The sequence below is a fragment of the Streptomyces sp. NPDC104313 genome, from assembly GCF_055583985.1.
Genome location: NZ_JBVJMW010000004.1, coordinates 277,332 through 300,706, shown reverse-complemented (window position 1 = coordinate 300,706; position 23,375 = coordinate 277,332). Strand labels below are relative to the sequence as shown.

The following is a 23,375-nucleotide window of genomic DNA, read 5'->3' as shown; positions in this document are numbered from 1 at the left end:
GACACGGCGCGAACCTCTGACGTCCGGCCCGGTCAGCCGGCGAACACGTCGTCGAGGCCCGCCTCCATGGGCTCGTCCGGCCCGCCGGGCTCGTCGGGTCCGTCGGGTCCGGTGGGCCCGTCCGGTTCCGCGGGGAAGACCTGGGTCGGCTCCGGCGCGACGTCCGGGTCACCCTCCTCCTCGTACTCCCACGGCCCCTCCGGCGGCGTGCCATCGAAGTCGTCCGACGGCTCCGGAGGTCCGGGGTCCGTGGGCTCCCCCGGCTCGGAAGGGCCGGAGGGGGCGGGCCCGGGCGGAGTGGGATCCGGGGGCGCGGATTCCGAGGGACGGCCCGGCGACGGGAAGAGCAGGTCGGCGTCGGGCTCGAACGGCGGCGGGTCCTCCGGGGTGCGGTCGCGGCCGCCGCTGTCGCCCATGGCCCGCTCGATCCAGGTGTTGTCGACGGCGTTCACGATGATCAGGCTGGTGGCCGCCTTGACGCCGGGCTCGACGGCCAAGACGCGCGCCGGGTCGTAGCCGGGCCAGCGCTCCCCCCGGTGGGCGACCCGCCCGTCGGCGACCACGGGCGCACCCAGCGGGTTACCGCAGGCGCAGCGCACACGGGGCATCCCCCGGCTGTCGACCAGGACGGCGGTGCCCGCCTGGAGCACGGCCTGGAAGGCGGTGGCCGAGCCGGCGCTGTAGCCGTGATTGGTGACCTGCGTGTCGGCGCGCAGGACGACCGGGGTGAGGGACTTCAGGTAGCCCGGAATCTGCACGGCCTCGACGCCGGACGCGTCGGCGAAGGCGCGCGCCCTGTCCTCGCCGCCGACAAGGAGGGCGGCCTGCTGTTCGACATCGCAGGCGGCGGCCGACCGGGTGCCGCCGTAGAGCCCCGGTACGGCGCCTGAGACCGGATGGACCGTCCGGGTGGCGGAGGTCGGTTCGGCGTCCGGTGCGCCGGTAGGGGGCGAGGAGGCGACCGCCCGCGCCGTGGACGCGGTGAACGGACCGGGGCCGGCGGACGCGAGCGGCTGGAGGAGAACGTCCCTGGCCTCCGCGGTGCCCGTGGTGCCCTTCGCCGTGCGGTCGTCGCCGCCTCCGCAGCCGGCGACGGCGAACACCACCCCGGCGGACAGTGCGGCGAGCACGGTACGCCGGATACGCCTGGGTGAGCGCACAGAGCTCTCCTGCCTGTCCCTGGGGAACGGATGGGTGTCACCATCTGTGCCGCACCGGGCACGGTCCCGCAAGCGGACAGCCGGCCGCCACCCCCATCTTGAACGCGTTCAATAGACCCTCTACTCTCACTTTCGGGGCTTGAACACGTTCAAAGCTGGGGGAAGTCGTGTCCGCACTGGTCAACGCCATCGTGATGCTGGGCATGCTCGTCGTCGTGCCGGCGGGGCTGCGGCTGACCGGACAGCCGGAGCTGGACCGGATCCGGCGGCTCTGGCCCCTGTTCGCCGTGCCCGGCGCCGTCGCCCTCTGGCTGCCGCGCTCCACCGCGGCCACGGCGCTCGCCTGCTGCTACGCGCTGGGAACCGTCCTGCTCGCCCTGCACGCCCCGCGCCGGGCGGTCCGCGACCGGGACCTGACGACGCGGCTCCTGCTGCTCTCCTCCGCCGCCGTCCTCGTGGCGACGATGCCGCTCGCGCTGAGCTGGGCGCTCGGCGAGGCGACCGGACTGCCCCACCCCACCCTGACCTGGATGGCCGCCACCCATGGCCTGGGCAACGCGCTGGGCTTCGCGCTCTGCTCGCTGCTCGCCTGGCGGCGCATCCGCACCGAAGGACCCGACCGCACCGGAGGCAGGACCGCATGAGCGCCCTCAGCTACCCGGAGGTCGGGGCGACCCGCCTCGGCCCGCTCCCCCGGGGCTACCACCACCTCCACCACCGCACCCGGGTCGGCTGGGGCGGGGCCCACTACGCGGCCGCCGGCGCGGCGATAACGGAGTGGCGGATGCACCGCGCCTCGGGGGCGCGGGTGGAGGCTCCGGGGCGCCGCGCGGAGCCCGGCGGCAACGTCCGGGTCTCGCTGGGGCTGGGGCCGCTGCGTTTCACGGCCCCCTGCGAGGTGGTCTGGACGGCGTACGGGGAGGACGGCCGCACCGGCTTCGCCTACGGAACCCTCGCCGGGCATCCGGAGTGCGGCGAGGAGTGCTTCGTGGTGGACCTCGCGGACGACGGCGCCGTGTGGTTCACGGTGCTGGCGTTCTCGCGCCCCGCTTCCTGGTACACCCGGCTCGCCGGACCGCTCGTGCCGCTCGTACAGCGCCGGTACGCGCGCAGGCTCGGCCGTACTCTGCGCCGGATCGTCGCCGCGAGCTGACTTCTGGCCGATACTGGCAGGGATGGAATGGTTCACCTCGGACGGCTACTGGCTGAGCCGGCTGATCTTCCAGCGGGCTCTGGCCGTGGTCTATCTGGTCGCCTTCCTCTCCGCCGCGCTCCAGTTCCGGGCGCTGATCGGCGAGCGCGGCATGCTGCCCGTTCCCGAACTGTTGCGGCGCACGCCCTGGCGCGCCGCCCCGGGGCTCTTCCGGCTGCACTACTCGGACGGCTTCTTCGCCGTCGTCGCCTGGAGCGGCTGCGCCGTCTCGGTGGCCCTGATCGCCGGTCTCGACGGGCTGCTGCCGCTGTGGGGCGGCATGCTCCTGTGGGCGCTGCCGTGGGCGCTGTATCTGTCGATCGTCCAGGTGGGGCAGGTCTGGTACGGATTCGGCTGGGAGTCGCTGCTGCTGGAGACGGGGTTCCTGGCGGTCTTCCTCGGCACCGGGGACACGGCCGCCCCGGTGCTGGTGCTGTGGCTGCTGCGGTGGCTGCTGTTCCGGGTGGAGTTCGGCGCGGGGATGATCAAGATGCGTGGGGACGTGTGCTGGCGGGAGCTGACCTGTTTGGACTTCCACCACGAGACCCAGCCGATGCCGGGGCCACTGAGCTGGTTCTTCCACCATCTGCCCAGGCCCGTGCACCGGATCGAGGCCGCCGCCAACCACTTCACACAACTGCTGGTCCCCTTCCTGCTGTTCACCCCGCAGCCGGTGGCGAGTGCGGCGGCCGGTCTGATGGTCCTCACCCAGCTCTGGCTGGTCCTGTCGGGGAACTTCGCCTGGCTGAACTGGCTCACCATCACGCTGGCACTCTCCGCGATCGACTGGACCCCCCTGGCCGGGCCGCCTCCGGAGCAGGCCGCTCCGCCCCTCTGGTACGAGGCGCTCGTCATCGCGGTCACCGCCCTGGTGCTGGCGCTCAGCTACCGCCCGGTGCGCAATCTGCTCTCGCGACGGCAGACGATGAACCGGTCCTACGATCCCCTGCACCTGGTCAACACCTACGGCGCGTTCGGTTCCATCAGCCGGATGCGGCTGGAGGTCGTGGTGGAGGGCAACGCCGACCCGGTGGCGCGCGAGGGGGCCGAGTGGCGGGAGTACGGCTTCCGCGGCAAGCCGGGCGATCCACGGCGGCTGCCGCGCCTGTACGCCCCGTACCATCTGCGGCTCGACTGGATGATGTGGTTCGCGGCACTCTCCCCCGCTTACGCCCGCCCCTGGTTCGGGCCCTTCGCCGAGCGACTGCTGGAGGGCGACCGGGACACGCTCCGGCTGCTCGGGCACAACCCTTTCCCGGACGGACCGCCCCGGCAGGTGCGCGCCCGGGTGTTCCGCTACCGGTTCACCGGGCTACGGGAACTGCGGGCCACCGGATGCTGGTGGCACCGCACCTATGTCCGGGAGTTCCTGCGGCCCGTCTCCCGGTCGCTGCCGCCGAAGCGGGAGGGCGGGGAGACGGGCCGCGGGACGCGCTGAGCGGTCGGTCGGTGCCTCAGTCGATGCCGGGCAGGATGTGCGGCTCGGCGAGGTCGTCCTCGTATCCGGCGAGCCGGATCGGGGCCGCTCTGGCCCAGACCTCGATGTTCCGCAGCTTGTCGGGGCGGCCGGGCCGTCCCGCGTTCCGTTCGGCGGGGCGCATTTCGCGCTCGGTCAGTTCCGGTGTCGTCACCGCGCACTCCTTTGTGTCGCGTCGCGGGGGGTGTCGCCGCCGCTCCGGCGGCGATGCCGGGGCGCGACCGCCCCGCGCGGGGCAGAGATGGGGATATGTCGGTCGCGGTGGCGCCGGTTCGGGGCGGAACAGCGGCCGGGTTACCGGCCATGTCCCAGGACGGTCGGGGAACCTTCGTGGGCCCCTCGATGGCGTCCGTCCGTCTCAGCGTAACCAAATGAGCGTCATTGCGCTCGATCGAATGTGAGCGGTAGGTCACTTTCGGCCACCGAGTACAACGAAAACCCGGCCCAGGGAACATCCTGGGCCGGGTTCTCGGCCGTCACACGGGGCCGACGGGCCGGTTGAGCCGTTCGGGTTACCAGTTGGCGGGGGCGTAGTCCTTGAGGAAGCAGCCGTAGAGGGCCTCGCCACCCTCACCGCGCACGATCGGGTCGTAGACCCGGGCCGCGCCGTCGACCAGGTCGAGGGGCGCGTGGAAGCCCTCCTCGGCGAGGCGCATCTTGTCCGGGTGCGGCCGCTCGTCCGTGATCCAGCCGGTATCCACGGCCGTCATCAGGATGCCGTCCTTCTCGAACATCTCCTGGGCGCTGGTGCGCGTCAGCATGTTGAGCGCGGCCTTGGCCATGTTGGTGTGCGGGTGGCCCGCACCCTTGTAGCCGCGGCTGAAGACGCCCTCCATCGCCGAGACGTTCACGACGTACGCGTGGGTCGCGGCGGTCGCCGCCATCGCCGGACGCAGTCGGCTGATCAGGATGAACGGCGCGGTGGAGTTGCAGAGCTGAACCTCCAGGAGCTCGATCGGCTCGACCTCCTCCACCGTCTGGATCCAACTGTTGCTGTCGTGCAGGTCCGGGACGAGACCGCCCGCGTCGATCGCGGTGCCCGCGGCGATCCGGGCCGGCGAGGCGGAGCCGGTGACCAGGGCGAGGTCCGTGACGTCCTGGGCGCTCAGGCCCTTCCCCTTGCGGGCGGCGGGCAGGGCGGCGACCCGGTCGACCGTACCGCTGCCGAAGGTCCCGATGACCTCGGCGACGGGCAGTTCACCTGTGGGCAGCGGAGCCGACTCGGCGTTGACCAGTTCGCTGTAGGCCCCCGGGGAGCGGCGCACGGTCTGGGCCGCGTTGTTGATCAGGATGTCCAGCGGACCCTCGGCCGCGACCGAGTCGGCCAGCGCGACGACCTGGGCCGGGTCACGGAGGTCGATGCCGACGATCTTCAGCCGGTGGATCCACTCGTCGCTGTCCTCCATCGCCTTGAAGCGGCGGATCGCGTCGTTGGGGAAGCGGGTGGTGATCGTGGTGTGCGCGCCGTCCCGCAGCAGCCGCAGCGCGATGTACATGCCGATCTTCGCCCGGCCGCCGGTGAGCAGCGCCCGGCGCCCCGTCAGGTCGGTACGGGCGTCGCGGCGGGAGCGGTTCTCCTTGGCACACGACTGGCAGAGCTGGTGGTAGAACGCGTCGACCTCGACGTACCGCGTCTTGCAGATGTAGCAGGACCGGGGCCGCTGGAGGATGCCCGCGATCTCGGCCCGGGCGGAGGAGGAGGGCAGCACGCCCTGCGTCTCGTCGTCGATGCGCTCGGCCGAACCGGTCGCCGTGGCCTCGGTGACGGCCCGGTCGTGGGCGGTCTTGGCAGCACGGCGCTCCTGGCGGCGGCGCTGCTTCACGGTGCGGTAGATCCCGGCGGTGGCACGGCGGACGGCGATGGCGTCCGGGTGGTCCACCTCGATCCGGTCGAGCTCGTCGAGCACGCTCAGGCAGACGGCCAGCCGCTCCGGGCCGATACCGGGACCGAACTCCTCGATTCCGGGAGCGAACTCCGGGCTGTCCTCTGTCACCGTCATTGCCGTTCCTCTGTCATCTTCTCGCCGCGGATCATGGATCACCGCAGGCCGAAACACCCCGCCCAAGTTTGCCATGCGCGGGCCACTGCTCTGTTCGAGCGGCGTACGGACGGCGCAGGAGTGGCATACGAGTGGCCTCCGGCGGAGCCGGCCCGGAAAGAGCCGCCGAAAAGAAACGGGGAAAGGGGCGCATGACTTCGCGAGGACCGGGCAGGCGACCGTCCGACACATTGGGCACCAGGGAGGGCGACACCATGACGGCGATGTCGGCGCGAGCCACCGGAACCACGCCGCTGAGCGACAGCGACAGCCGGACCGGTGCGCGGACAGCGGACGTCACCACCGGAGAGCTGCCCTGGGTCGAGGACGCCGGCAAGGTCGCCCCCAAGGACGCACGGACCCTGTCGAAGATCTTCTTCGACCGGCTCCAGGTCCTGGAGGAGGGCACCCATGAGCACCAGTACGCGCGCAACACCCTGATCGAGATGAACCTCTCCCTGGTGCGCTTCGCCGCCTCCCGGTTCCGCAACCGCGGCGGCGACGACTCGGAGGACATCATCCAGGTCGGCACGATCGGCCTGATCAAGGCGATCGACCGCTTCGACCTGTCCCGTGAGGTCGAGTTCGCCACCTTCGCCGTGCCCTACATCGTCGGGGAGATCAAGCGCTTCTTCCGCGACACCACCTGGTCGGTGCATGTGCCGCGGCGGCTCCAGGAGCTGCGGGTGGACCTCGCCAAGGCGAAGGAGCAGCTCTCCGCCGAGCTCGACCGCGATCCCACGGTCAAGGAGCTGGCCGCCCACCTCGACCTCCCCGAGGAGGAGATCATCGAGGGGCTCGTGGCCGCCAACGGCTACTCGGCCGGTTCGCTCGACACCCCCTCCGCGGACAGCGACTCCGGCCAGGAGCAGCGGGCGTACGCCGATGTCCTCGGTGAGACGGATCCGGCCATGGAGACCGTCGAGAACCTGCACACCCTGGCCCCGCTGCTCGACCAGCTGGATGACCGGGAGCGCCGGATCGTGCAGATGCGGTTCGGAGCGGAGATGACGCAGTCGCAGATCGGCGCGGAGCTGGGTGTCTCCCAGATGCATGTGTCGCGACTGCTCAGCAGGATCGTCCAGCAGCTGCGCAGGGGGATGAGCGTCGAGGCATGAGCCTGCGGGTCCCTTCGCTCGCCTATGCTTCGTGACGATCAGGCCGGACGAACCGCGCCGTCGCACGAGGGGGTGGAGGGTTGACCGAGTCGCGCGTGGGCACAGCGCCGCTTCCTGTGGGCATCTCCGGAATTCCCTCCCAGCAGGTCGGCGCCTCGCTCCATCCCGAGGGCCCGCTGTGGAGCCTGAACGCGTCGATCCTGCTCGTCGAGGACGACGCGGGGGATGCGCTGCTCGTCGAGGAGATGCTCGCCGACAGCGAGCTGGATTCCGCCCTCACCTGGTGCAAGACCCTGGCCGAGGCGCGCGCCTTCCTGCGTGCGGCCACCACCCCGGTGTGCGTACTCCTGGACCTGCACCTCCCCGACGTCCACGGCCTGGACGCCGTGCGCCAGATACTGGAGTCCGACAGCGACGCCGCGATCGTCGTCCTCACCGGTCTGGAGGAGTCCGGAACCGGGCTCCGGGCGGTCGCCGGAGGCGCCCAGGACTACCTGGTCAAGGGCCGTCTGGGCCCGGAGGTGCTCTCGCGCGCGGTCCGCTACGCCCTACAGCGCAAGGAAGTGGAACGGGCCGCGGCCGCGCTGCGCGCCAACCGCCTGATCGCCCAGGAGAACGCCCGGCTGGAGCGCGGGCTGCTGCCTGTTCCCCTGCTGCGGGACGACCGCTTCCGGGCGCGCGCCCGTTACGAGCCGGGGCGCGTCCACGGGTTGCTGAGCGGTGACTTCTACGACGTCGTGCAGACCTCGGACGGCACGGTCCACGCGGTGATCGGCGATGTCTCCGGGCACGGTGCCGCCGAGGCGGCACTCGGCGTGTGCCTGCGGGTGGCCTGGCGCACCGCCGTGCTGTGCGGTACGTCACACCCCGAGCAGATAGCCCTGCTGGAGGAGATCCTGGTCGCCGAGCGCTCGGACTCGCACGTGTTCGCCACCGTCACCTCGCTGGCGTTCCCGCCCGGGCAGCGGCACGCGCAGGTCCTGCGGGCCGGTCATCCCGGCCTGCTGCTGCGTGAGGGTACGGACGTGACCTGGGTCGAGCCCGAGGGCGGCATGGCGCTCGGACTGCTGCCCGGGGCCGGCCGGTGGCCGACGGTCGACATCCCGCTGACGCCCGGTGCGGGTCTCGTGGTCTTCACGGACGGGCTCTTCGAGGGGCGCGACGGACCCGACAGCCGCCTCGGCGAGGAAGGGCTGCTGGCGATGGCACGGGCCAACGGGCAGCTGCCCGCCCGCTCGTTCGTCGACGCCCTGGTCGCGGGGGCCGCGGAGGGGGCCGCCCCCTATGGCGGCCTCGCGGACGATGTGGCCGTTCTGCATCTGGGCTGGGGATCGGAAGCCGATGAGCGGTGACATGACGAAGGGACCGGCGCCGAGCGGCCTCGCCGCGCGGCTGTCCGTGCAGAACTGGGTCCATCTCATACTCGGCGGATTCATCGTGGTGGTCTGCGTCTGTCTGGTGATCGGCGGGCTCGTGCTGGCCCGGATCTCCGACCGTACGACCGAACTGGTGGACCGCATCCAGCCCGCGAGATCCGCTTCCTTCCAGCTCCAGAACTCCCTGCTCGACCAGGAGACCGGGATCAGGGGATTCGCGCTGACCGGCGACGACTCCTTCCTCGAGCCGTACGAGGCGGGGAAGGCCGCCGAGCAGGAGCGCCTCGCGCAGGTCCGGCGCCTGCTGGGCCCCGGCAGCCGGTACGCCGACGACCTCGACACCATCGCCTCCGCCGCCGAGCAGTGGCGGCGGACCAAGGCCGAGCCACTGATCGCGACGGTCCGGGAGCAGGGGCCGAGCGAGGCCGCCACCTCCGCCCGGTTGCAGCGCAGCAAGGCGGACTTCGACCAGCTGCGGCAGGCGTACGGCGCCCAGCAGGGGCATCTCGCCGAGGCCCGCGACCAGGCGCGCACCGACCTCGGCTCGGCGCGTACCACCCGCGACCGGGTGCTGACCGCGCTGGTCACCGTCTTCGTGTTGACCGTGGCGGCGCTGAGCCTGCTGCTCCACCGGGTGGTGGGCGTACCGCTGAACCGGCTGCGCGCCGCCTCGGACCACGTCAGGTCGGGGGCCTTCGGAACGCGCATCGAGATCAAGGGGCCGTCCGACGTGCAGGCCGTGGCCTGGGCGGTGGAGGACATGCGGCGGCGCCTGGCCGACGAGTTGGCCGAGGCGCAGGACCGCGAGGCGCTGCTCGCGGAGCAGACGGAGGAGCTGCGCCGTTCCAATTCGGAGCTGGAGCAGTTCGCGTACGTCGCCTCGCACGACCTCCAGGAGCCGCTGCGCAAGGTCGCGTCCTTCTGCCAGCTCCTGGAGAAGCGGTACGGCGAGGAACTCGACGACCGGGGCAAGCAGTACATCGCCTTCGCGGTGGACGGCGCCAAGCGGATGCAGGTCCTCATCAACGACCTGCTGACGTTCTCGCGGGTGGGCCGGGTACAGGAGAGCTGGAAGCCGGTCGCCCTGGACCGGGCCCTGGACCGCGCCCTGGGCAATCTGACCCTCGCGATCGAGGAGTCGGGGACGGTGATCGAGCGGCCGGAGTCCCTGCCCGGACTACTCGGGGACGCGACCGCGCTCACCATGGTCTGGCAGAACCTCGTCGGCAACGCGGTGAAGTTCCGCCGGGAGGGCGTCCCGTGCCGGATCTCGGTCGACTGCGTACGCGAGGAGGAGGACTGGCACCTGACGGTGTCGGACAACGGGATCGGGATCGCGCCCGAATTCGCGGACAAGGTGTTCGTCATCTTCCAGCGGCTGCACGCCCGTGACGAGTACGAGGGAACGGGCATCGGTCTCGCGCTCTGCCGGAAGATCATCGAGTTCCACGGTGGCCGGATCTGGCTGGATCCCGAACCGGGCGAAGGCACCCGCATCCACTTCACTCTGCCCGTGGCGCCCGAGGCGCCCACGCACACCACGGCGGAGCTGCTCGCTCCCGCCCTGCTCACCAGCGCGCCGGGAGATCCTTCGTGAACACCCCTGTCCAGCCCATCGAGGTCCTGCTCGTCGAGGACGACCCCGGCGACGAGCTGATGACCCGTGAGGCCTTCGAGGACAACAAGATCCGCAACACGCTGCACGTCGTGCGCGACGGACAGGAGGCACTGGACTTCCTCTACCGGCGCGGCGAGTACACCGAGGCCCCGCGCCCGGACCTGGTGCTGCTGGACCTGAACCTGCCCAAGTACGACGGCCGGCAGGTGCTGGAACAGATCAAGGGCGACCCCGAACTCTCCCTCATCCCCGTGGTCGTGCTCACCACGTCCTCGGCCGAGGAGGACATTCTGCGCAGCTACAAACTCCACGCCAACGCGTACGTGACGAAGCCGGTGGACCTCGATCAGTTCATCGCGGCGGTGCGCCAGATCGACGAGTTCTTCGTGACCGTGGTGCGGCTGCCCGGACGTGCGTAGGATCGGTCCGGATCTCCTGGAGTGGGATCGTTCGCCAGGGGTAGACGATTGGCGGAAAAGGTCTCCGACCTCACTGCGGCCCCCTGGCTGGAGCACATGAACGAACAGGTCACCTCCCCACCGGAAGATCCGGGTCAGGGGCTGGCTTCCGCCGAGGTACCGCCTTGCGCCGATGTGCTGCTGAGCGCCGAGGTCTTCGACGGCGAGCCGGGCTGTATCGCGCTGGCCCGTGGACTCGCCGACCGCTTCCTGACGCGACTCGCGGTGGAGCGCCTCGCCCCGATCGGCGAGCACACACGCAGCGACCTGATGCTGGCCGTGAGCGAGCTGGTCACCAACGCCGACCGCTACAGCCACGGCCCCTACCTCCTGGAGCTGGAGGGCAACGCACAGCTCATCAGTGTCACGGTGTACGACAGCAGCACCGCGATGCCCGTGCTGTACGCCCCCGACCCGTCCCGGCTCGGCGGTCACGGCATGGAGATCGTGGTGGCCCTGTGCGACCGGCTCACGGCCGAGCGGGTACCGGTGGGCAAGCGGATCCGGGCGGAGTTCCAGCTCAGCACCTGAGCTGGACTCCGAAGCTTCTATGGATCGTCAAGCCGAATCGGCGCTGCCGCGCTTCTCCACACCGCGCGCCCTGGCGGCCATCGCGGCGTTCCGGCGGAACGGCACCGCACAGAGAGACCCCGGGCATGGCGCCCGGGGCCTCATACGGTCAGCGTGGTGGCGGCTACGAATCCACGGAACCGACAGGTCACCGTCGCGGGCCGGCAGGCGTCACCGGATCGGCGCGGTCCCCGGCCCGCGCGAGCGGGGCGGTCGGAGAACGGTGCTCAGTTGAAGACGAGGACGTCGGTACGCATCGGCAGGGGGCTGCTCCAGCCGATGTTGATTTTGAACGTCACCAGTCCGCTGCCGGGGGCGATGCTCGACACCTGGAAGGGCGCCGCGCCGACGAACCGGTTCCCGTTGCCATCGATCTCGGAGGCCGTGATGACGACCGTCGAGTTGATCCCGATGACGCTCCAGGGGATCTGGAGGTTGAACGTCCCGTTGCCCGGGGTCCACGTCCACCACCCCCGCCACACGGCGCCGACGTTGCCGCCGATCGCCGCGAGGCCCTGGTCTCTGTCTGCGGCCTGCGAACTGCCTGCGATCCGCGGCACCTCGGTGGCGGAAGATTCGACTGCGGCCATGATGACTCCTCTCGCGCCGGAGAGCCCCGAGCCCCCCGAACACTTTGAGTATCGACTTACACACGCAGCGTGACAGTCGCTCGTGCGGGTGAACGTCCGGCGCGTTGCCGTACTCCCTGCCGGTCTTCGTGCCACCCGCGCATCCCCATGCCCCCCGCGCGTCTTCGTGCCACCCGCGCGGACACCGTCCACACCGGGGCTCGGTCGAAGCGTCCCGAAACGGAGTTGGGCCTTCCGGGTTCGGTGTGGATCGCGGCATCTCCGCCGGACGGGCGGAAGGCCCCGTGCCGCAGCCTGTTCATACGTCCGTCAGGTGCCGGGCCGGGTGTGCAGGCGGGTGATGTCGACGGTCCCGGCTCCGGTCTGGGGTCGTGGCATCAGCGCCCAGAGGGCGGCGAGGGCGATGAGGGAGACGAGGAGGGCAACGGCGCCGGTGCGGCCGTGTGCCCAGTTCGCCCGGTACCGGATCGGATCCTCGATCAGGATCTTGGAGAGCCAGGCGACGGCCAGGGAGCCAGTAAGGAGAACGGCCGTACGAGGCCAGCCGGTGAGGCCGAGCCGCTCCTCGTCCAGGAGCAGAAAGACCGGCCAGTGCCAGAGGTAGAGACTGTAGGAGACCAGCCCGAGCCGACGCAGTGGGGGTGTGGCCAGGGCACGGCCGAGAGGGGTGCGGGGAGCGCGGGCGAGGCAGGCGATGAGGAGAGCGGCGGCCAGGGCGTGGAGGAAGAGTCCGCCGTGAAAGAGGCCGGGGGTGTTCTGGCCGTCAGAAAAGATCCAGTAGGCCCCGATGCCGCAGGCCAGGGCCAGGCTCCACCAGCCGGCCGCGCGGGCGCCGAGTCGGGAGAGGAGACGGGTGGCCGGTGCGGTGGCCATCAGTGAGCCGAGGAGCAGGGAGAAGGCCCGGGTGTCGGTGCCCTCGTAGACACGGGTCGTATCGGCCGGATCGGCGAGTGTGATCATGAGGGCGAGGGACAGGGCGGCCCCGGTCCCCGCCGTCACCGCGACCCTGCGGTCGGGGCTGCCGCCGCCGCGCACCAACAGGGCGAGAACCAGCGGCCAGACGAAGTAGAACTGCTCCTCGGCGGCGATGCTCCACAGATGGCCGAAGACCTGGATGTCGGCGGACTGCCAGTAGCCCACCCGGTCGGCGATGAAGTGCCAGTTGGCGAGGTTCGCGATGACCCAGGGAGTGTCGTCGAGGGCGCGGCGCAGCAGGGCGGGGCTGCCGAAGGCCCAGGTGAGAAGGAGGGTTCCGGCGATCATGGCAAAGAGGGCGGGCGCCAGCCGGCGGGCGCGGTGTCCCCAGAACGCGGTGAGGCCCATCCGGCCGTCGGGTGTCCGCGCCTGGCGCAGGAGCAGTCCGGTGATGAGGAAGCCGGACAGGACGAAGAAGAGGTCCACGCCGAGGAAGCCGCCGCCGAAGTGGCCGGCGTGGAAGAGGAGTACGCCGAGGACGGCCACGCCGCGCAGCCCGTCCAGGGGAGCGATGTGGTGGTGGCCGGCGGTGGTGGGACGGCGGTGGGAGCGCCGGGTTGTCGTCTGCGCGGGCATGGGAGCTTTCCTGCGGGGCAGGGAGGCGGCCCCGGCCCTGAAGGCCGTAACCGCCTCCTGACGGAGGGGGGGGAGGGGAGCGGTGTGTGCCCGCCGGGTGGGCGGTCCTTCCGCTCGTGGCCGGGCTACGCGCAGCCGATCGCGCCGTAGACCTTGTTGGCGGTCCAGGGGCCGGTGGCCCACTGGTCCACGGCGGCGGGGGCGAAGGAGTACCGCTTGTTCAGCTGCTCGCCGAACCACGTGGCGAAGGCAGCCGATCCCTGCTGGCAGGAGTGGATGCCGTCCTTGCCGCGCTGCGCCCGGGGGCTGTCGCTGTCGCTGCCCCACAGGGCCGAGGCGTCGAGGAAGCCGACGGTGTCCGGGTAGGTGTCGGCGATCTTCCGGGCGGAGTGGGGAGCCGAGGTGATGGCGGCCTTGTGCGGCTTGTAGAAGTCATCGAGCCGGAAGGGCGGGGCGGACACGAGGAGGAGGTCGGCTCCCGCGCGGTTCACCGTCTTGGCCAGGCGTTCGTACCCGGTGCGCTGTTCGGCAGGGGTGCCCCAGTCGTAGCTGGTGATCTGGTAGGCGACCACGTCGGGCTTGAAGGACTTCAGCTTCTTCGGGAGGGTTTCCCAGGTCGAGGCGGCTGTCTGACCGATCACGCCACCGCCTCCCGCCGAGGCGACCGAGGTGAATTCCGCCCCGCTCGCCCGTATCGCGGCGCCGAGGGCGGGGGCCTGGGTCTCGCCGATGGAGTCGCCCATCCACAGCAGTCGGCGCGGCTTGGTGTCGCTCTTCCCTGAGTTCTCGGCCGCCTGCGGAGGGTTCCCGGTTTCCGCGGGACGGCTGTTGGCGGTGGTTTCCTGACAGGCGGTGAGGCCGAGGACAGCCGTGGCGACGAGGAGAGCGAGGCCTGCGGTGCGGCGGGGGACGTGGGTCGTGCGGGCGCCGACGGTGCGGGAGGTGACACGGGTGCTGGTGCTGGTGGTGTTCATGTCTTCAGAAGAGTCTTCCGTAGGGTGGGATGGGATGCTTGTCACCGATTCGTCACGGTATGGGCGACATACGGTCATACCCGGCGCGTGCCCTGGTCACGGCAGGTGCGCGGGAGGCTGTCGGGCGCTCCGGGAAGTACCGGGTCAGCCGGCCCGGGGGAAGCTGAAGGCGTAGCCCTCTTCGGTGAACCAGGGCAGGAGCTGTTCCAGGGCCTCGATCGACTGGGCGCGGTCGCCGCCGCCGTCGTGGAGGAGAACGGTCGGGCCCTTGCGGATCTGCTTCTGGACGGCGCCGACGATCCGGTCGGTGCCGGGCTGCTCGTAGTCGCCCGGGTCGACGTTCCAGCCGAGGCTGCGCATGCCGTGGGCGGCCGCGATCTGGCGGCTCTCAGGAGTGAAGGCGCCCCCGGGCGCCCGGTAGTAGTGGACGCGCGCACCCCCGGACGCTTGGTCGATCATCCGCTGGGCGTCCACGATCTCCTTCTTCTGGTACGGGACCGGCTTGCCGTCCATCGCGGTGTCGTGGCTGACGGAGTGGTTGCAGAGCCGGTGCCCCTCGGCGAGGATCCGCCGTACGAGAGCGGGATGGGCCGCGGCGCTGGGGCCGGTCACGCAGAAGACGGCCTTGGCGTCGTGCCGTCGGAGAAGGTCCAGAGCCTGGGGGGTCCAGCGCGGGTGCGGGCCGTCGTCGATCGTGATGTTGACGGCTTTCCCTTTGTTCTCCGACTCCCGGACGATGGCCATGTCCACCGAAGGCGGTGGCAGGGTCGGGTCGACCCGGTGTGCTTCGCCCTGCCCGTCCGTCCCACGCGCGACGGACCGAGCGGGGTGTCCGCCGTCCAGGAGAGCGACGGCCGCCGTGCCGGCCAGGACCAGGACCACCGCTGCGGCCAGTGCCGGGCGCACGACGCCGGCCCGCCGGGATTCGTGGTCACTCCTGCTGTGCTGTGTGATGCCCATGCCCTGAACGAAACCTGCCGGGCTGCCCAAGATGGCAGGCCGTCATCGTTTCATCATGAAAAGCGGAACTGCAGGTCATACGCTTCGAGCATCCTGGTCACAGAGCCCCGAAGGGCACCGAGGACCCGAGACCCGCCGAAGAAATGTGCCCCGCTATGCCACGAGTCCTGCTCATCGAAGACGACCTCGCCGTCCAGAAGGGTGTCACCCTCGCCCTGAAACGACGGGGTCATGAGGTGGAGGTCGCGGGCAGCGGTGAGACCGGTCTGCTCTCCCTGGAACGCCACCGGCCCGACCTGATTCTGCTCGACCTGATGCTGCCCGGGATGAGCGGCCTGGAGACCTGCCGGCGGATCCGGGAGAGCAAACAGGTCCCGATCATCATCCTCTCCGCCCGCGGGGACGACATCGACATGGTCGTCGGGCTGGAGGCGGGCGCCGACGACTACATCGTCAAACCGGCGAGCGGGGAGGTCATGGAAGCACGGATCAAGGCTGTCCTGCGCCGCGTCGCCCCCGCACCGGACGGCGCGTCCTCCCCGACCGCCACGGCGGGTGGGGAGGTCCACGGCGATCTCACCGTGGACCGTACCGCGCTCATCGTGACCCGGCACGGCGCCGAACTCGCCCTCGCCCCCTCCGAACTCAAGCTGCTGTTGTTCCTCTCCGCGGCTCCGGGCCAGGTCTACAGCCGCCAGCAGCTCCTGGAACAGGTCTGGGAGCACTCCTTCTACGGCGATGCCCGTCTCGTCGACGCCTGTGTGATGCGGCTGCGCGCCAAGATCGAGGACGACCCGCGTGCGCCGGTGTACGTCCAGACCGTCCGCGGCTTCGGCTACCGTTTCGGGCCCGTGACATGACCCTCCGGCTCCGCGTCCCACGCGGCCTGCGAGTCCGGCTTGTCGTCACCTTCCTCCTGGCCGTCGCCTTCGGTTCCCTGCTCACGGCGGGCATCACCTTCCTCCAGGCCCGCTCCTCGATCCTCGACCGCACCCAGCACAGCGCCGTCGCCGATCTGCGGGCCCAGCTCGACTCCCTCGCCCCCGGCCTGCCCTTCCCGCCCAGCACCGCGGATCTGCGCGCGCTGACCCGTCAGCTCGACCAGGCCGGCGGCTCCCGCACCTGGCACTCCGCCGCCGTCTACCAGGAAGGCCCGCTGATCTCCACCGCACCAACTGCCCCAGCCGTACCGCAGGCGCTCCGCGCGACCGTACGTAACCACGGCAAGGCCGCGTTCCAGCGCACCGACCACGACGGAGGTCCCAGGCTCGCGCTGGCCATGCCCGTCGCGTACGCCGATGATCCCGCCGCACCCGACAGCGCGGGCAAGCCCTCCGGACTGACCGTCTACGCCACCTTCCCCCTCACCCCCGAACAGAACGACATCGCGGCCCTGGTCACCGCAGCCCAGGCGGGAGCCGTCCCTGCCCTCGCGCTCGCCCTCGTCCCCGCTCTCTTCGCCGCCCGCCGCGTTCTGCGTCCCGTGCGACGGCTGCACCACGGCGCCGAGCGCATCGCCGCCGGAGAACTCGGCACCCGCCTCGAAGCCGACAGCCACGACGAACTCGCCGACCTCACCCGCACCTTCAACACCATGGCCGCGACCCTTCAGAAGGACGACGCCGAACTACGCCGCATGGAAGAGGGCGCACGCCGCTTCGCCGCCGATGTCGCTCATGAACTCCGTACCCCCCTCGCGGCCATGATCGCCGTCACCGAAGTCCTCGACGAGGACGCCGCCGGCGGAACCCTCCCGCCGGACACCGCCGACGCCGTCCGTCTCATCAGCGACGGGACCCGCACGCTCGCACGGATGGTCGAGGACCTCATGGAGGTGTCCCGCTTCGACGCCAGGACCGCCCCCCTGCGATCCGAGAACACCGACCTGGGCATCCTGGTCACCAAGACACTCCAGCTGCGCGGCTGGGACAGCGACGGACGGGTCACCACCGACCTGGCCACCCCCGTCCCCGTTCACGCCGACCCCCGCCGCATCGACGTCATCCTCGCCAATCTCGTCGGCAATGCCCTGCGCCACGGCCTGCCACCTGTCACCGTCCGTATCCGGGCCGAAGACCACCGGGCGGTCCTCACCGTCACCGATCGCGGCCCCGGCATCTCCCCCCACGTACTCCCTCATGTCTTCGAACGCTTCTACAAAGCCGACGCCGCGCGCACCCGATCCGAAGGCAGCGGCCTCGGCCTCGCCCTCGCCAGGGAGAACGCCCTCCTGCACGACGGCACCCTCACCGCCGCCAACGCTCCCGGCGCCGGAGCCGTCTTCACCCTCACCCTCCCTCTCGCCCCCACCGTGCCGGACATCCGATGAACAGCCACTCCCACGCCCGCCTCACCCGTCGCGCGGTACGGACCGCCCGCGCCTTCCTGATGGCCGTGCTCACCGCGGTGGCTGCCACCAACTGCGGCATCACCGCCGCCGGCCCCACGACCGCGGGGCCGGCGGCCTCCGGCATCCCGCGGCCCGGTACCGAAGCCCGCACCGTTCAGCTGTACTTCGTCGGCCCGTACGGCATCCGCGCGGTCAACCGCCCCACCGACCGGCCCCTCGTCCCGCAGCAGGCCCTCGACCTCCTGCTGGAAGGCCCCACCCCCGCCGAACGCGAACGCGGACTCACCACCCAAGTGCCCCCCATGGCCGGGCAGCTCACCGCCACCACCGGGGAAGGAGCCGTCGACGTCTTCGTCCCCCGCGACGTCAGCACCGGCGACCTCGATGTCAACGCCGTCGCCCAGATCGCCTGCACCGCCGCCCACGCCCACGTCCCCGGCGACAGGCCCGCCCCCCGGACCGACATCCGTATCCACGAGAACCTCACCCCCTCCGAGAACCCCTGGACCGTCCGCTGCGGCCCCAACGGCACCGTCACACCCGTCACCGACTGACGGCCGGCCCACTCGGGCCGGCCGCGCGGTCGGGCTCCTGTGACCAGGGCCCTTCCTCGCGGCCGTCCACCGAGCAGGTCCGGATCAGGATCAGCGCTGCGAAGGTGTCACCACCCAGTCGGAGTTCCGGAAATGGGTGGACACCCCGGTTCCCTGCTGAGACGTGTCGGGAGGTCCGGAGCTGGGGAACAGTGAAGGCGCGATGGGCCGCCCCAGCCGCTCCTCCCAGACGGTCGCCCACTTCTCCAGGTCCGGGAACGCCTCCCGGACCGCCGTCCGGTTGACGAAGTTGTACTGGTGATGGATGAATCCCTTCCGGAGATCTCCCTCACTGAGCTTTCCCTCGCTCTTCAGCTCATCCCATTTCGCTCGCGCCGCGGCCACCATGACGTCGGACGAGATCTGGAAGTCCCCGTCGCTGGGTCCGACCGGCATTCCGTTCTCGCCGAGCATTCCCAGTTTGTGCAACGCGTCGAAGGGGCGGCGGGCCGGGCGCTCACCGGCAGGCGTGGAACCCATCCACGCCTGGAACCTCTCCAGCGCCACCGGCTGCCCCGTCAGGTCCCGTTCGGTCGGGAAGTCCTTGTGCCGGCCCGAGAAGAAGAACGCCCACGAGCCCTGGAGCCGTACGTCGTAGTCCTGGGGACGCTCGCAGGCGGAGCACAGGACCGTGAACAGGGACGACGACATACGCGTGAACTGCTGAGGAGTCGTGCCCAACGGCGCCCGGAACTGGCGCCACCACCCGACCTGCTGCCGCGTGAGCCCGAGGAATTCCAGGTCCCGGGGCTGAATGACGTATCCCGTGTCATCACGTGGCCAGGCCCGGCCCCCCTCGCTCTGACTTCCCCGGACCCTGCCGTCGGCGTCGATGAGCCCCTGGGCCTGGGCTTCCTGACGCCTCTTGAGGAATCCGGGGTCCTCGACGGCCGACGGGCTCGTCCGAACAGTCTGCGCATGGACGCTCGCGGTGACCGGCCACGGGGTTACCGCCGCGGTGGGAGCAACCGCGGGACCGGAGAACACCAGGGCCGCGAGGGCGAGAACTCCCAGCCTTTGAAGCTGACGTGACACTCTTCTACCTCCAGCAGACAACACTTCGCACGGCTCGCACTGCTCGCGATCCATGACTCAGAGTTACATCTATCACCGTGTGTCACCATCAGGCGCCCTTTCCGGGAAGTAGCCACCGGAAAGGGCGAACAGGGCACGCACGGTTGACCTTTGCCGGGAGCCCGCTCCCCCGGTCGCCGCGACCGGAGCGGTGAAGATCAGACAGGGCGGCTGAAGCGGTGCGGGTGCGGCAGTGGCGCGGCTGCGGTGTCGGGGCAGGCCAGACGGGCCTGTCCGCCCACCGGCAGGGTGCGCATCGGGTCCGGGTGGCCGAGGTCGAAGCCCGCGGCGAGGGCCGGCGCGCCCGGAAGGCAACGGCCCTCCAGAGCTGCCTCGACCAGCACGACATCCCGCGGCCCACCCCCTGGCGAACCCTGGGCAGTTGAACCAGACGGCCTCCGAGATCCCCGAGTGTGAGGATGAGGCCGCGCCGCCTGTCGTCCGCCCGTTCGGCACCGGGTTCTCCTGTCAGGCGTCGAGCACGGCGGTGGCCTCGACCTCCACCAGGTGCTCGGGGATGTCCAGGGCCGCGACGCCCACCAGAGTGCCGGGCGCTACGGGCGTGGTGCCCAGTCTCGCGGCGGCCCGGTCCACGCCCTCCAGGAACGCGGGCATCTTCTCGGGCGTCCAGTCGACGACGTACGCGGTCAGCTTCGCCACGTCGTCGAAGGTGCCGCCGACCGCGGCGAGGGCCGTGCCGATGTTGACGTACACCTGCTCGATCTGTGCGGCGAGGTCGCCCGCACCGACTGGAGCGCTACGGACTGGTCGAGCGGTGTGTGCACCCCACCGTGCCCCCGCGGGTCGAGTACACCCTCACGGAGCCGGGGCAGGGCCTGCGCCGGACGGTCCATGTGATGTGCGACTGGACCCATGAACACATCGGTCACATCGAGGCCTCCCGCCGCGCCTTCGACGCCTGAGGCCTGTCGATCGGGGTCGGCCGGCTCAGCCCCCGTCGTCCGGCCGGCCGAACCAGTCCAGGCACAGCACCAGTGCGTCGTCGAGTGTCTCCGCGCCCCGGTACTCCGCCAGTTCGCCGAGCATCGCGCGCGGCACGGTGGCGGCCGGAAGCAGCCGTGTCGACTGGATGGCGCGGGCCAGCGCGCGCTCCCCGTACGCCTCGCCCAGCGGGGACACCGCCTCGTAGACGCCGTCGCTGAGCAGCAGCAGCCGGTCGCCGGGCTCCACGTGGAACTCCTGGACGGTGTACTGCGACTCCTCGAACATGCCGAGCGGCAGTTGTGCTTCCAGTCCGATCCGACGGACCTCCCGGCCACGCTGCATCCACAGCTGCGGCGATCCCGCGTCGACCACGCCGACCCGCCCGGTCGCCAGCTCGAAGCGGAGCAGCAGCGTGGAGACGTGGGAGGCGCCGCGGTGCTGGTCGTAGAGCGCTTGGTCCGCGAGGGCCGCCTGGTCCGCGATACCGATGCCGGCCCGGCGGGCGTTGCGCAGGGCGTTGACGGCGAGATTGGTGAGGAGGGAGGCCTGTATGCCCTCACCCATGCCGTTGGTCACCGCGAGGGTCAGCTCGTCGGCATCGGCGGCCCAGTCGAAGTTGTCGCCGTGGATGGCGTACGCGGGCTCCAGCTGGGCCCCGATCGCGAACTCGGCGGCGGTGCAGGCACGGGCGGGCAGCAGTTGCCACTGCATCTCGGCGGCGAGGGTGAGGCGGGTGGTGCGCCGGGCGCGCTGGTACAGGTCGGTGTCCCGTTCGGCGACGAGGATCTCATGGCCCAGCAGGTCGGCCATGTGGGTCAGCTCGCCGACCAGCTCCGGGGTGGACAGGGCCTGGGGCAGCCGGACGGTGAGGATGCCGAGCCGCTCGCCCCGTACGGTCACGGGCAGGTGGTGGTCGACGGCGTCATCGTGCCGGACCTGCTGTTCGCGGGGCTCCTGACTGCCGAACGCCCGGCCCTCGGGGCTGTTGTGGAGGGACAGGGGCTCGTTCTCGTCGTCGGGCCGGTCCAGGGATTTAAGGACCCGCAGACCGTAGTCGGCGAGGTGGAGCTCCACCGCGAGGGCCCCGTAGGCGCTGCTGAGTTTGGTGCGCAGGGTGGCCAGCAGGGCGTGCGGCGCTGCGGCCCGTACGGCGGCCTCGATGTCCGTTCGTCTGTTCACGGTCTCTCGCGCAATCTTCGTCCTGCGACGTGGTAGGGGCTGGGGCCGGGCTGACAAGCAGGCCTGACGGGTGACACAGTGGCTGAATGCCCCACCGAGGATTTCGCCCGAGCGGTCGCGAACAGGCGTCCGCCGACGCCGTCGCCGCCTCGGAGCTGCTGGAGGTGCTGTGGGGCCGGGGCCAGGAATCCGCCGCTTCGGGAACCGTATCGCCCTCCCAGCTTCGGGCCCTGCTCGTGATCGAGAAGCAGGAGGGCACCAATCTGCGGGCGCTGGGGGAAGCCCTGGGCTCGCGTGCCCCCTCCGTCAGCAGGCTCTGCGACCGGATGGAGGCGATGGGGCTCGTCCAGCGGGCGCCCAGCCCGACCAGCCGTCGCGAAGTGGAACTGCGGCTGAGTCTGCGTGGTCGCACCCTTCTGGAAGAACACCGGGCCCTGCGTGCCGGCGAACTGAACGCCGTGCTGGAGCGGATGGATCCCGCCGCCCTCGCCGCTCTCGCCGAGGGACTCGCGGCCTTCCACACCGCCGCTTCGGAGCGCCTTTCCCCGCAAAGGGATACAGCCGCCTCCCCACTCCGCGATGATGTCGCGGACAGCGCCTAGCTCCATCCAGCTCCTGCTTCCGCATCCATCGGTTCTCCGCCTTCGGCAGACCGGCCGGGCAACCGTAGGGGATCAGATTGTTACCCGATGGAGAATGTTGTCAAATGGCAACTGTTACTTCTATCGTTATGCCGTACCCCGCCGCGACCAGGGACGGAACCATGCCGACCCGTCCGGCAGAACGGCTCTCCGCCCCTTCCGATCCGCCCGAGGTGCCTTCCGTGCTTTCATCGCCCAACGAAGACAGAGCCGTCAGAATCACCACCCGACAGGAGCGGGACGCCCTGGTCCTCACCGTGTCGGGTGACCTCGATATCGACAGCGTCACGCCGTTGGGCCTCGCCCTGGCCTCGGCGGCCGACGACGGCTCCGGCCCGGTCGTCGTGGACCTGTCCGGCGTCGGCTTCGCGGACTCGACGACGGTGAATGTGCTCCTTCAGGGACACACCGCTCTGGGCGTCCGGCTGCGGCTGGCCGCCCCGTCCCCGTTCATGCGCCGCCTGATCGAGATCATCGGCCTCGACAGCGCCCTGCCCGTCCTGCCGTCCGTGGACGCCGCCATCGACGCCGTACTGCCTTCCTGACGCCCTCGGGCCGCCCGGGCAGGGGCGGAGGGACGGCTACCGCCCCTGCGCCCCCTGCCCGGGCGCCCGGTCGAACACGCAGTCCCCGCACAGCCCACCGCCCGGGCAGCGCCAGTACAGGCAGCAGCTGCGCCTCCGGAACGCCGGACCGTGCGGGGCCCCGGTGCGGCGCAGTGCCTCGTCGTCGAAGAGCTCGGCCGCCAGTGTGCGGGCCCGTACGGCCACGTCCGGCCGGTCGTGGGCGCGCGCGAAGGCGACGAGTTCACGTACGGCTCCGGCGAGCGCGGACCCCGCGTTTCCCCGCAGCAGCTGCGGGGAGATGTTGCCGTCGCGCCGGAACGCCTCGGACAGCGGGTCCAGATGCCCGTACTGGACCTCCTCGCGGATCCGGGCCGCCGTGCCGGGCAGCTCGGACATCCCCGCGAGCCACAGATCGTCCGGCGAGGTGGCCGACGGGTCCCAGTGGAGGGCGTCGGGCGTCAGTGCGGGGATCCGCCCGAAGAGCGCGGCCGGGCCCAGCGCGAGGGACCAGATCCGGGCGGCCAGCCCGAGATGGGCGATGGAGGCGGCCACCCTGCGCTCGGGGGCCGCGAGGCGGTCCGCGACCTTGTCGACACGCGCCGCGAGAGGGCCGTTGTCCCCCGCGTACAACTCCCGCAGCGGACGGTGCCCACCGCCCGGCACCGCTGTGGTCCGCAGCGCGAAGAATCCCCCGACCGATCCCAGTAGCACCAGGTCCATGCCCCGTCCCCCTCGGTTCCCGGCCCGCCTCCGGGCCCGCTCCCGTGATCGTCCTTACGGACACCGGCGGTGTCGTCCTCGCGGCTCACCGTATCCGCCGGGCGGTAACTTCTGACGGCTGGGGGCGAGAGGACTACCGTCGGGAGGAGGACGTCGGTCCGTCGGGCGTACTACTGGGGCAGTAGGCCGAAATGCAGTCTCAAGGACGACGACGTGGGGCCCCG

24 protein-coding genes and 2 pseudogenes are annotated in these 23,375 nt (G+C 71.0%); 14 read left to right on the top strand and 12 right to left on the bottom strand.

The annotated features are described in order from the left end of the window. Positions 1 to 32 precede the first annotated feature (32 nt). The gene (locus tag ACZ60Q_RS11520; RefSeq protein ID WP_469631801.1) at positions 33 to 1,160 is read right to left on the bottom strand and encodes a DUF6777 domain-containing protein; all 1,128 of its coding nucleotides are present in this window, start codon (positions 1,158 to 1,160) and stop codon (positions 33 to 35) included. Positions 1,161 to 1,327: 167 nt separating this feature from the next. Between ACZ60Q_RS11520 and ACZ60Q_RS11515 the strand changes: the two genes are divergently transcribed. From ACZ60Q_RS11515 to ACZ60Q_RS11505, 3 genes are read left to right on the top strand one after another with little or no spacing between them, the layout of a single operon-like run. Further along, positions 1,328 to 1,804, top strand: a complete 477-nt coding sequence (locus tag ACZ60Q_RS11515; RefSeq protein ID WP_469631798.1) for a YndJ family transporter — start codon at positions 1,328 to 1,330, stop codon at positions 1,802 to 1,804. Continuing rightward, the gene (locus ACZ60Q_RS11510) at positions 1,801 to 2,313 is read left to right on the top strand and encodes a DUF1990 family protein (protein WP_469631796.1); all 513 of its coding nucleotides are present in this window, start codon (positions 1,801 to 1,803) and stop codon (positions 2,311 to 2,313) included. Before ACZ60Q_RS11515 ends, ACZ60Q_RS11510 begins: the two co-directional genes overlap by 4 nt. Positions 2,314 to 2,335: 22 nt before the next feature. Next, the gene (locus ACZ60Q_RS11505; RefSeq protein ID WP_469631793.1) at positions 2,336 to 3,790 is read left to right on the top strand and encodes a lipase maturation factor family protein; all 1,455 of its coding nucleotides are present in this window, start codon (positions 2,336 to 2,338) and stop codon (positions 3,788 to 3,790) included. Positions 3,791 to 3,806: 16 nt separating this feature from the next. Here ACZ60Q_RS11505 and ACZ60Q_RS11500 read toward each other — a convergent pair whose 3' ends face one another. Both ACZ60Q_RS11500 and ACZ60Q_RS11495 read right to left on the bottom strand, forming a co-directional pair. Then, positions 3,807 to 3,983, bottom strand: a complete 177-nt coding sequence (locus ACZ60Q_RS11500) for a hypothetical protein (RefSeq protein ID WP_469632793.1) — start codon at positions 3,981 to 3,983, stop codon at positions 3,807 to 3,809. 358 nt (positions 3,984 to 4,341) lie between these two features. Then, positions 4,342 to 5,829: an SDR family NAD(P)-dependent oxidoreductase gene (locus ACZ60Q_RS11495; RefSeq protein ID WP_469631790.1), complete on the bottom strand. Its 1,488-nt coding sequence runs from the start codon at positions 5,827 to 5,829 to the stop codon at positions 4,342 to 4,344. 254 nt (positions 5,830 to 6,083) lie between these two features. On the opposite strand from ACZ60Q_RS11495, the gene ACZ60Q_RS11490 reads away from it, so the two are divergent. The 5 genes from ACZ60Q_RS11490 to ACZ60Q_RS11470 all read left to right on the top strand — a co-directional run bounded on the left by ACZ60Q_RS11490 (position 6,084) and on the right by ACZ60Q_RS11470 (position 10,969). After that, positions 6,084 to 6,986, top strand: coding sequence for an RNA polymerase sigma factor SigF (locus ACZ60Q_RS11490; RefSeq protein WP_469631787.1), 903 nt, complete (start codon positions 6,084 to 6,086; stop codon positions 6,984 to 6,986). 116 nt (positions 6,987 to 7,102) lie between these two features. Then, the gene (locus tag ACZ60Q_RS11485; protein WP_469632727.1) at positions 7,103 to 8,338 is read left to right on the top strand and encodes a PP2C family protein-serine/threonine phosphatase; all 1,236 of its coding nucleotides are present in this window, start codon (positions 7,103 to 7,105) and stop codon (positions 8,336 to 8,338) included. Between the two features lies 1 nt (position 8,339). Beyond that, positions 8,340 to 9,959 (top strand): sensor histidine kinase, encoded by a 1,620-nt coding sequence (locus tag ACZ60Q_RS11480; protein ID WP_469631785.1) that lies wholly within the window; start codon positions 8,340 to 8,342, stop codon positions 9,957 to 9,959. Next, a complete protein-coding gene (locus ACZ60Q_RS11475) occupies positions 9,956 to 10,399 on the top strand; it encodes a response regulator (RefSeq protein ID WP_030089012.1) in 444 nt (147 codons plus the stop codon). Before ACZ60Q_RS11480 ends, ACZ60Q_RS11475 begins: the two co-directional genes overlap by 4 nt. A gap of 96 nt (positions 10,400 to 10,495) precedes the next feature. Further along, the gene (locus ACZ60Q_RS11470; RefSeq protein WP_469631783.1) at positions 10,496 to 10,969 is read left to right on the top strand and encodes an ATP-binding protein; all 474 of its coding nucleotides are present in this window, start codon (positions 10,496 to 10,498) and stop codon (positions 10,967 to 10,969) included. 266 nt (positions 10,970 to 11,235) lie between these two features. Here the strand turns inward: ACZ60Q_RS11470 and ACZ60Q_RS11465 are convergent, their stop codons facing one another. The 4 genes from ACZ60Q_RS11465 to ACZ60Q_RS11450 form a co-directional block, all read right to left on the bottom strand. After that, a complete protein-coding gene (locus tag ACZ60Q_RS11465; RefSeq protein WP_469631780.1) occupies positions 11,236 to 11,598 on the bottom strand; it encodes a hypothetical protein in 363 nt (120 codons plus the stop codon). A 309-nt stretch (positions 11,599 to 11,907) separates the two neighbouring features. Then, the gene (locus ACZ60Q_RS11460; protein ID WP_469631777.1) at positions 11,908 to 13,149 is read right to left on the bottom strand and encodes an acyltransferase family protein; all 1,242 of its coding nucleotides are present in this window, start codon (positions 13,147 to 13,149) and stop codon (positions 11,908 to 11,910) included. Positions 13,150 to 13,274: 125 nt separating this feature from the next. Continuing rightward, the gene (locus ACZ60Q_RS11455; protein ID WP_469631776.1) at positions 13,275 to 14,123 is read right to left on the bottom strand and encodes an SGNH/GDSL hydrolase family protein; all 849 of its coding nucleotides are present in this window, start codon (positions 14,121 to 14,123) and stop codon (positions 13,275 to 13,277) included. A gap of 144 nt (positions 14,124 to 14,267) precedes the next feature. Further along, a complete protein-coding gene (locus ACZ60Q_RS11450; RefSeq protein ID WP_469631773.1) occupies positions 14,268 to 15,083 on the bottom strand; it encodes a polysaccharide deacetylase family protein in 816 nt (271 codons plus the stop codon). Between the two features lie 155 nt (positions 15,084 to 15,238). On the opposite strand from ACZ60Q_RS11450, the gene ACZ60Q_RS11445 reads away from it, so the two are divergent. From ACZ60Q_RS11445 to ACZ60Q_RS11435, 3 genes are read left to right on the top strand one after another with little or no spacing between them, the layout of a single operon-like run. Further along, positions 15,239 to 15,943: a response regulator transcription factor gene (locus tag ACZ60Q_RS11445; RefSeq protein WP_469631770.1), complete on the top strand. Its 705-nt coding sequence runs from the start codon at positions 15,239 to 15,241 to the stop codon at positions 15,941 to 15,943. Further along, entirely contained in the window at positions 15,940 to 17,412 is a 1,473-nt protein-coding gene (locus tag ACZ60Q_RS11440; RefSeq protein ID WP_469631768.1) for a sensor histidine kinase, read from the top strand. Before ACZ60Q_RS11445 ends, ACZ60Q_RS11440 begins: the two co-directional genes overlap by 4 nt. After that, the gene (locus tag ACZ60Q_RS11435) at positions 17,409 to 17,987 is read left to right on the top strand and encodes a GerMN domain-containing protein (protein WP_469631765.1); all 579 of its coding nucleotides are present in this window, start codon (positions 17,409 to 17,411) and stop codon (positions 17,985 to 17,987) included. The genes ACZ60Q_RS11440 and ACZ60Q_RS11435 overlap by 4 nt, the downstream gene beginning before the upstream one ends. A gap of 90 nt (positions 17,988 to 18,077) precedes the next feature. Here the strand turns inward: ACZ60Q_RS11435 and ACZ60Q_RS11430 are convergent, their stop codons facing one another. The 3 genes and pseudogenes from ACZ60Q_RS11430 to ACZ60Q_RS11420 form a co-directional block, all read right to left on the bottom strand. Continuing rightward, complete coding sequence (locus ACZ60Q_RS11430) at positions 18,078 to 19,061, bottom strand: hypothetical protein (RefSeq protein ID WP_469631764.1); 984 nt, start codon at positions 19,059 to 19,061, stop codon at positions 18,078 to 18,080. 197 nt (positions 19,062 to 19,258) lie between these two features. Beyond that, positions 19,259 to 19,444 carry a hypothetical protein gene (locus ACZ60Q_RS11425; protein ID WP_469631761.1) on the bottom strand — a complete coding sequence of 62 codons (186 nt, stop codon included), beginning with the start codon at positions 19,442 to 19,444 and terminating at the stop codon, positions 19,259 to 19,261. Between the two features lie 124 nt (positions 19,445 to 19,568). Then, positions 19,569 to 19,856, bottom strand: a pseudogene (locus ACZ60Q_RS11420) (RidA family protein); the annotation flags it as partial. Here ACZ60Q_RS11420 and ACZ60Q_RS11415 point away from each other — a divergent pair. Beyond that, a pseudogene (locus ACZ60Q_RS11415) lies at positions 19,850 to 20,023 on the top strand (winged helix-turn-helix transcriptional regulator); the annotation flags it as partial. The pseudogenes ACZ60Q_RS11420 and ACZ60Q_RS11415 overlap by 7 nt on opposite strands. A gap of 25 nt (positions 20,024 to 20,048) precedes the next feature. On the opposite strand, the gene ACZ60Q_RS11410 reads toward ACZ60Q_RS11415, so the two are convergent. After that, positions 20,049 to 21,224, bottom strand: a complete 1,176-nt coding sequence (locus ACZ60Q_RS11410; RefSeq protein ID WP_469631758.1) for a PP2C family protein-serine/threonine phosphatase — start codon at positions 21,222 to 21,224, stop codon at positions 20,049 to 20,051. A gap of 86 nt (positions 21,225 to 21,310) precedes the next feature. Between ACZ60Q_RS11410 and ACZ60Q_RS11405 the strand changes: the two genes are divergently transcribed. After that, entirely contained in the window at positions 21,311 to 21,826 is a 516-nt protein-coding gene (locus tag ACZ60Q_RS11405) for a MarR family winged helix-turn-helix transcriptional regulator (RefSeq protein WP_469631756.1), read from the top strand. A gap of 221 nt (positions 21,827 to 22,047) precedes the next feature. Continuing rightward, positions 22,048 to 22,410, top strand: a complete 363-nt coding sequence (locus ACZ60Q_RS11400; protein WP_469631754.1) for an STAS domain-containing protein — start codon at positions 22,048 to 22,050, stop codon at positions 22,408 to 22,410. 36 nt (positions 22,411 to 22,446) lie between these two features. Here ACZ60Q_RS11400 and ACZ60Q_RS11395 read toward each other — a convergent pair whose 3' ends face one another. Beyond that, positions 22,447 to 23,151 carry a (2Fe-2S)-binding protein gene (locus ACZ60Q_RS11395; RefSeq protein ID WP_469631751.1) on the bottom strand — a complete coding sequence of 235 codons (705 nt, stop codon included), beginning with the start codon at positions 23,149 to 23,151 and terminating at the stop codon, positions 22,447 to 22,449. Between the last annotated feature and the right edge of the window lie 224 nt (positions 23,152 to 23,375).

Coding starts and splice junctions, on each gene's coding strand:
- ACZ60Q_RS11510 (WP_469631796.1), top strand. CDS start 1,801: ATGAGCGCCCTCAGCTACCCGGAGGTCGGGGCGACCCGCCTCGGCCCG.
- ACZ60Q_RS11505 (WP_469631793.1), top strand. CDS start 2,336: ATGGAATGGTTCACCTCGGACGGCTACTGGCTGAGCCGGCTGATCTTC.
- ACZ60Q_RS11495 (WP_469631790.1), bottom strand. CDS start 5,829: ATGACGGTGACAGAGGACAGCCCGGAGTTCGCTCCCGGAATCGAGGAG.
- ACZ60Q_RS11490 (WP_469631787.1), top strand. CDS start 6,084: ATGACGGCGATGTCGGCGCGAGCCACCGGAACCACGCCGCTGAGCGAC.
- ACZ60Q_RS11480 (WP_469631785.1), top strand. CDS start 8,340: ATGACGAAGGGACCGGCGCCGAGCGGCCTCGCCGCGCGGCTGTCCGTG.
- ACZ60Q_RS11470 (WP_469631783.1), top strand. CDS start 10,496: ATGAACGAACAGGTCACCTCCCCACCGGAAGATCCGGGTCAGGGGCTG.
- ACZ60Q_RS11465 (WP_469631780.1), bottom strand. CDS start 11,598: ATGGCCGCAGTCGAATCTTCCGCCACCGAGGTGCCGCGGATCGCAGGC.
- ACZ60Q_RS11460 (WP_469631777.1), bottom strand. CDS start 13,149: ATGCCCGCGCAGACGACAACCCGGCGCTCCCACCGCCGTCCCACCACC.
- ACZ60Q_RS11455 (WP_469631776.1), bottom strand. CDS start 14,123: ATGAACACCACCAGCACCAGCACCCGTGTCACCTCCCGCACCGTCGGC.
- ACZ60Q_RS11450 (WP_469631773.1), bottom strand. CDS start 15,083: ATGGGCATCACACAGCACAGCAGGAGTGACCACGAATCCCGGCGGGCC.
- ACZ60Q_RS11445 (WP_469631770.1), top strand. CDS start 15,239: ATGCCACGAGTCCTGCTCATCGAAGACGACCTCGCCGTCCAGAAGGGT.
- ACZ60Q_RS11440 (WP_469631768.1), top strand. CDS start 15,940: ATGACCCTCCGGCTCCGCGTCCCACGCGGCCTGCGAGTCCGGCTTGTC.
- ACZ60Q_RS11435 (WP_469631765.1), top strand. CDS start 17,409: ATGAACAGCCACTCCCACGCCCGCCTCACCCGTCGCGCGGTACGGACC.
- ACZ60Q_RS11405 (WP_469631756.1), top strand. CDS start 21,311: ATGCCCCACCGAGGATTTCGCCCGAGCGGTCGCGAACAGGCGTCCGCC.
- ACZ60Q_RS11395 (WP_469631751.1), bottom strand. CDS start 23,151: ATGGACCTGGTGCTACTGGGATCGGTCGGGGGATTCTTCGCGCTGCGG.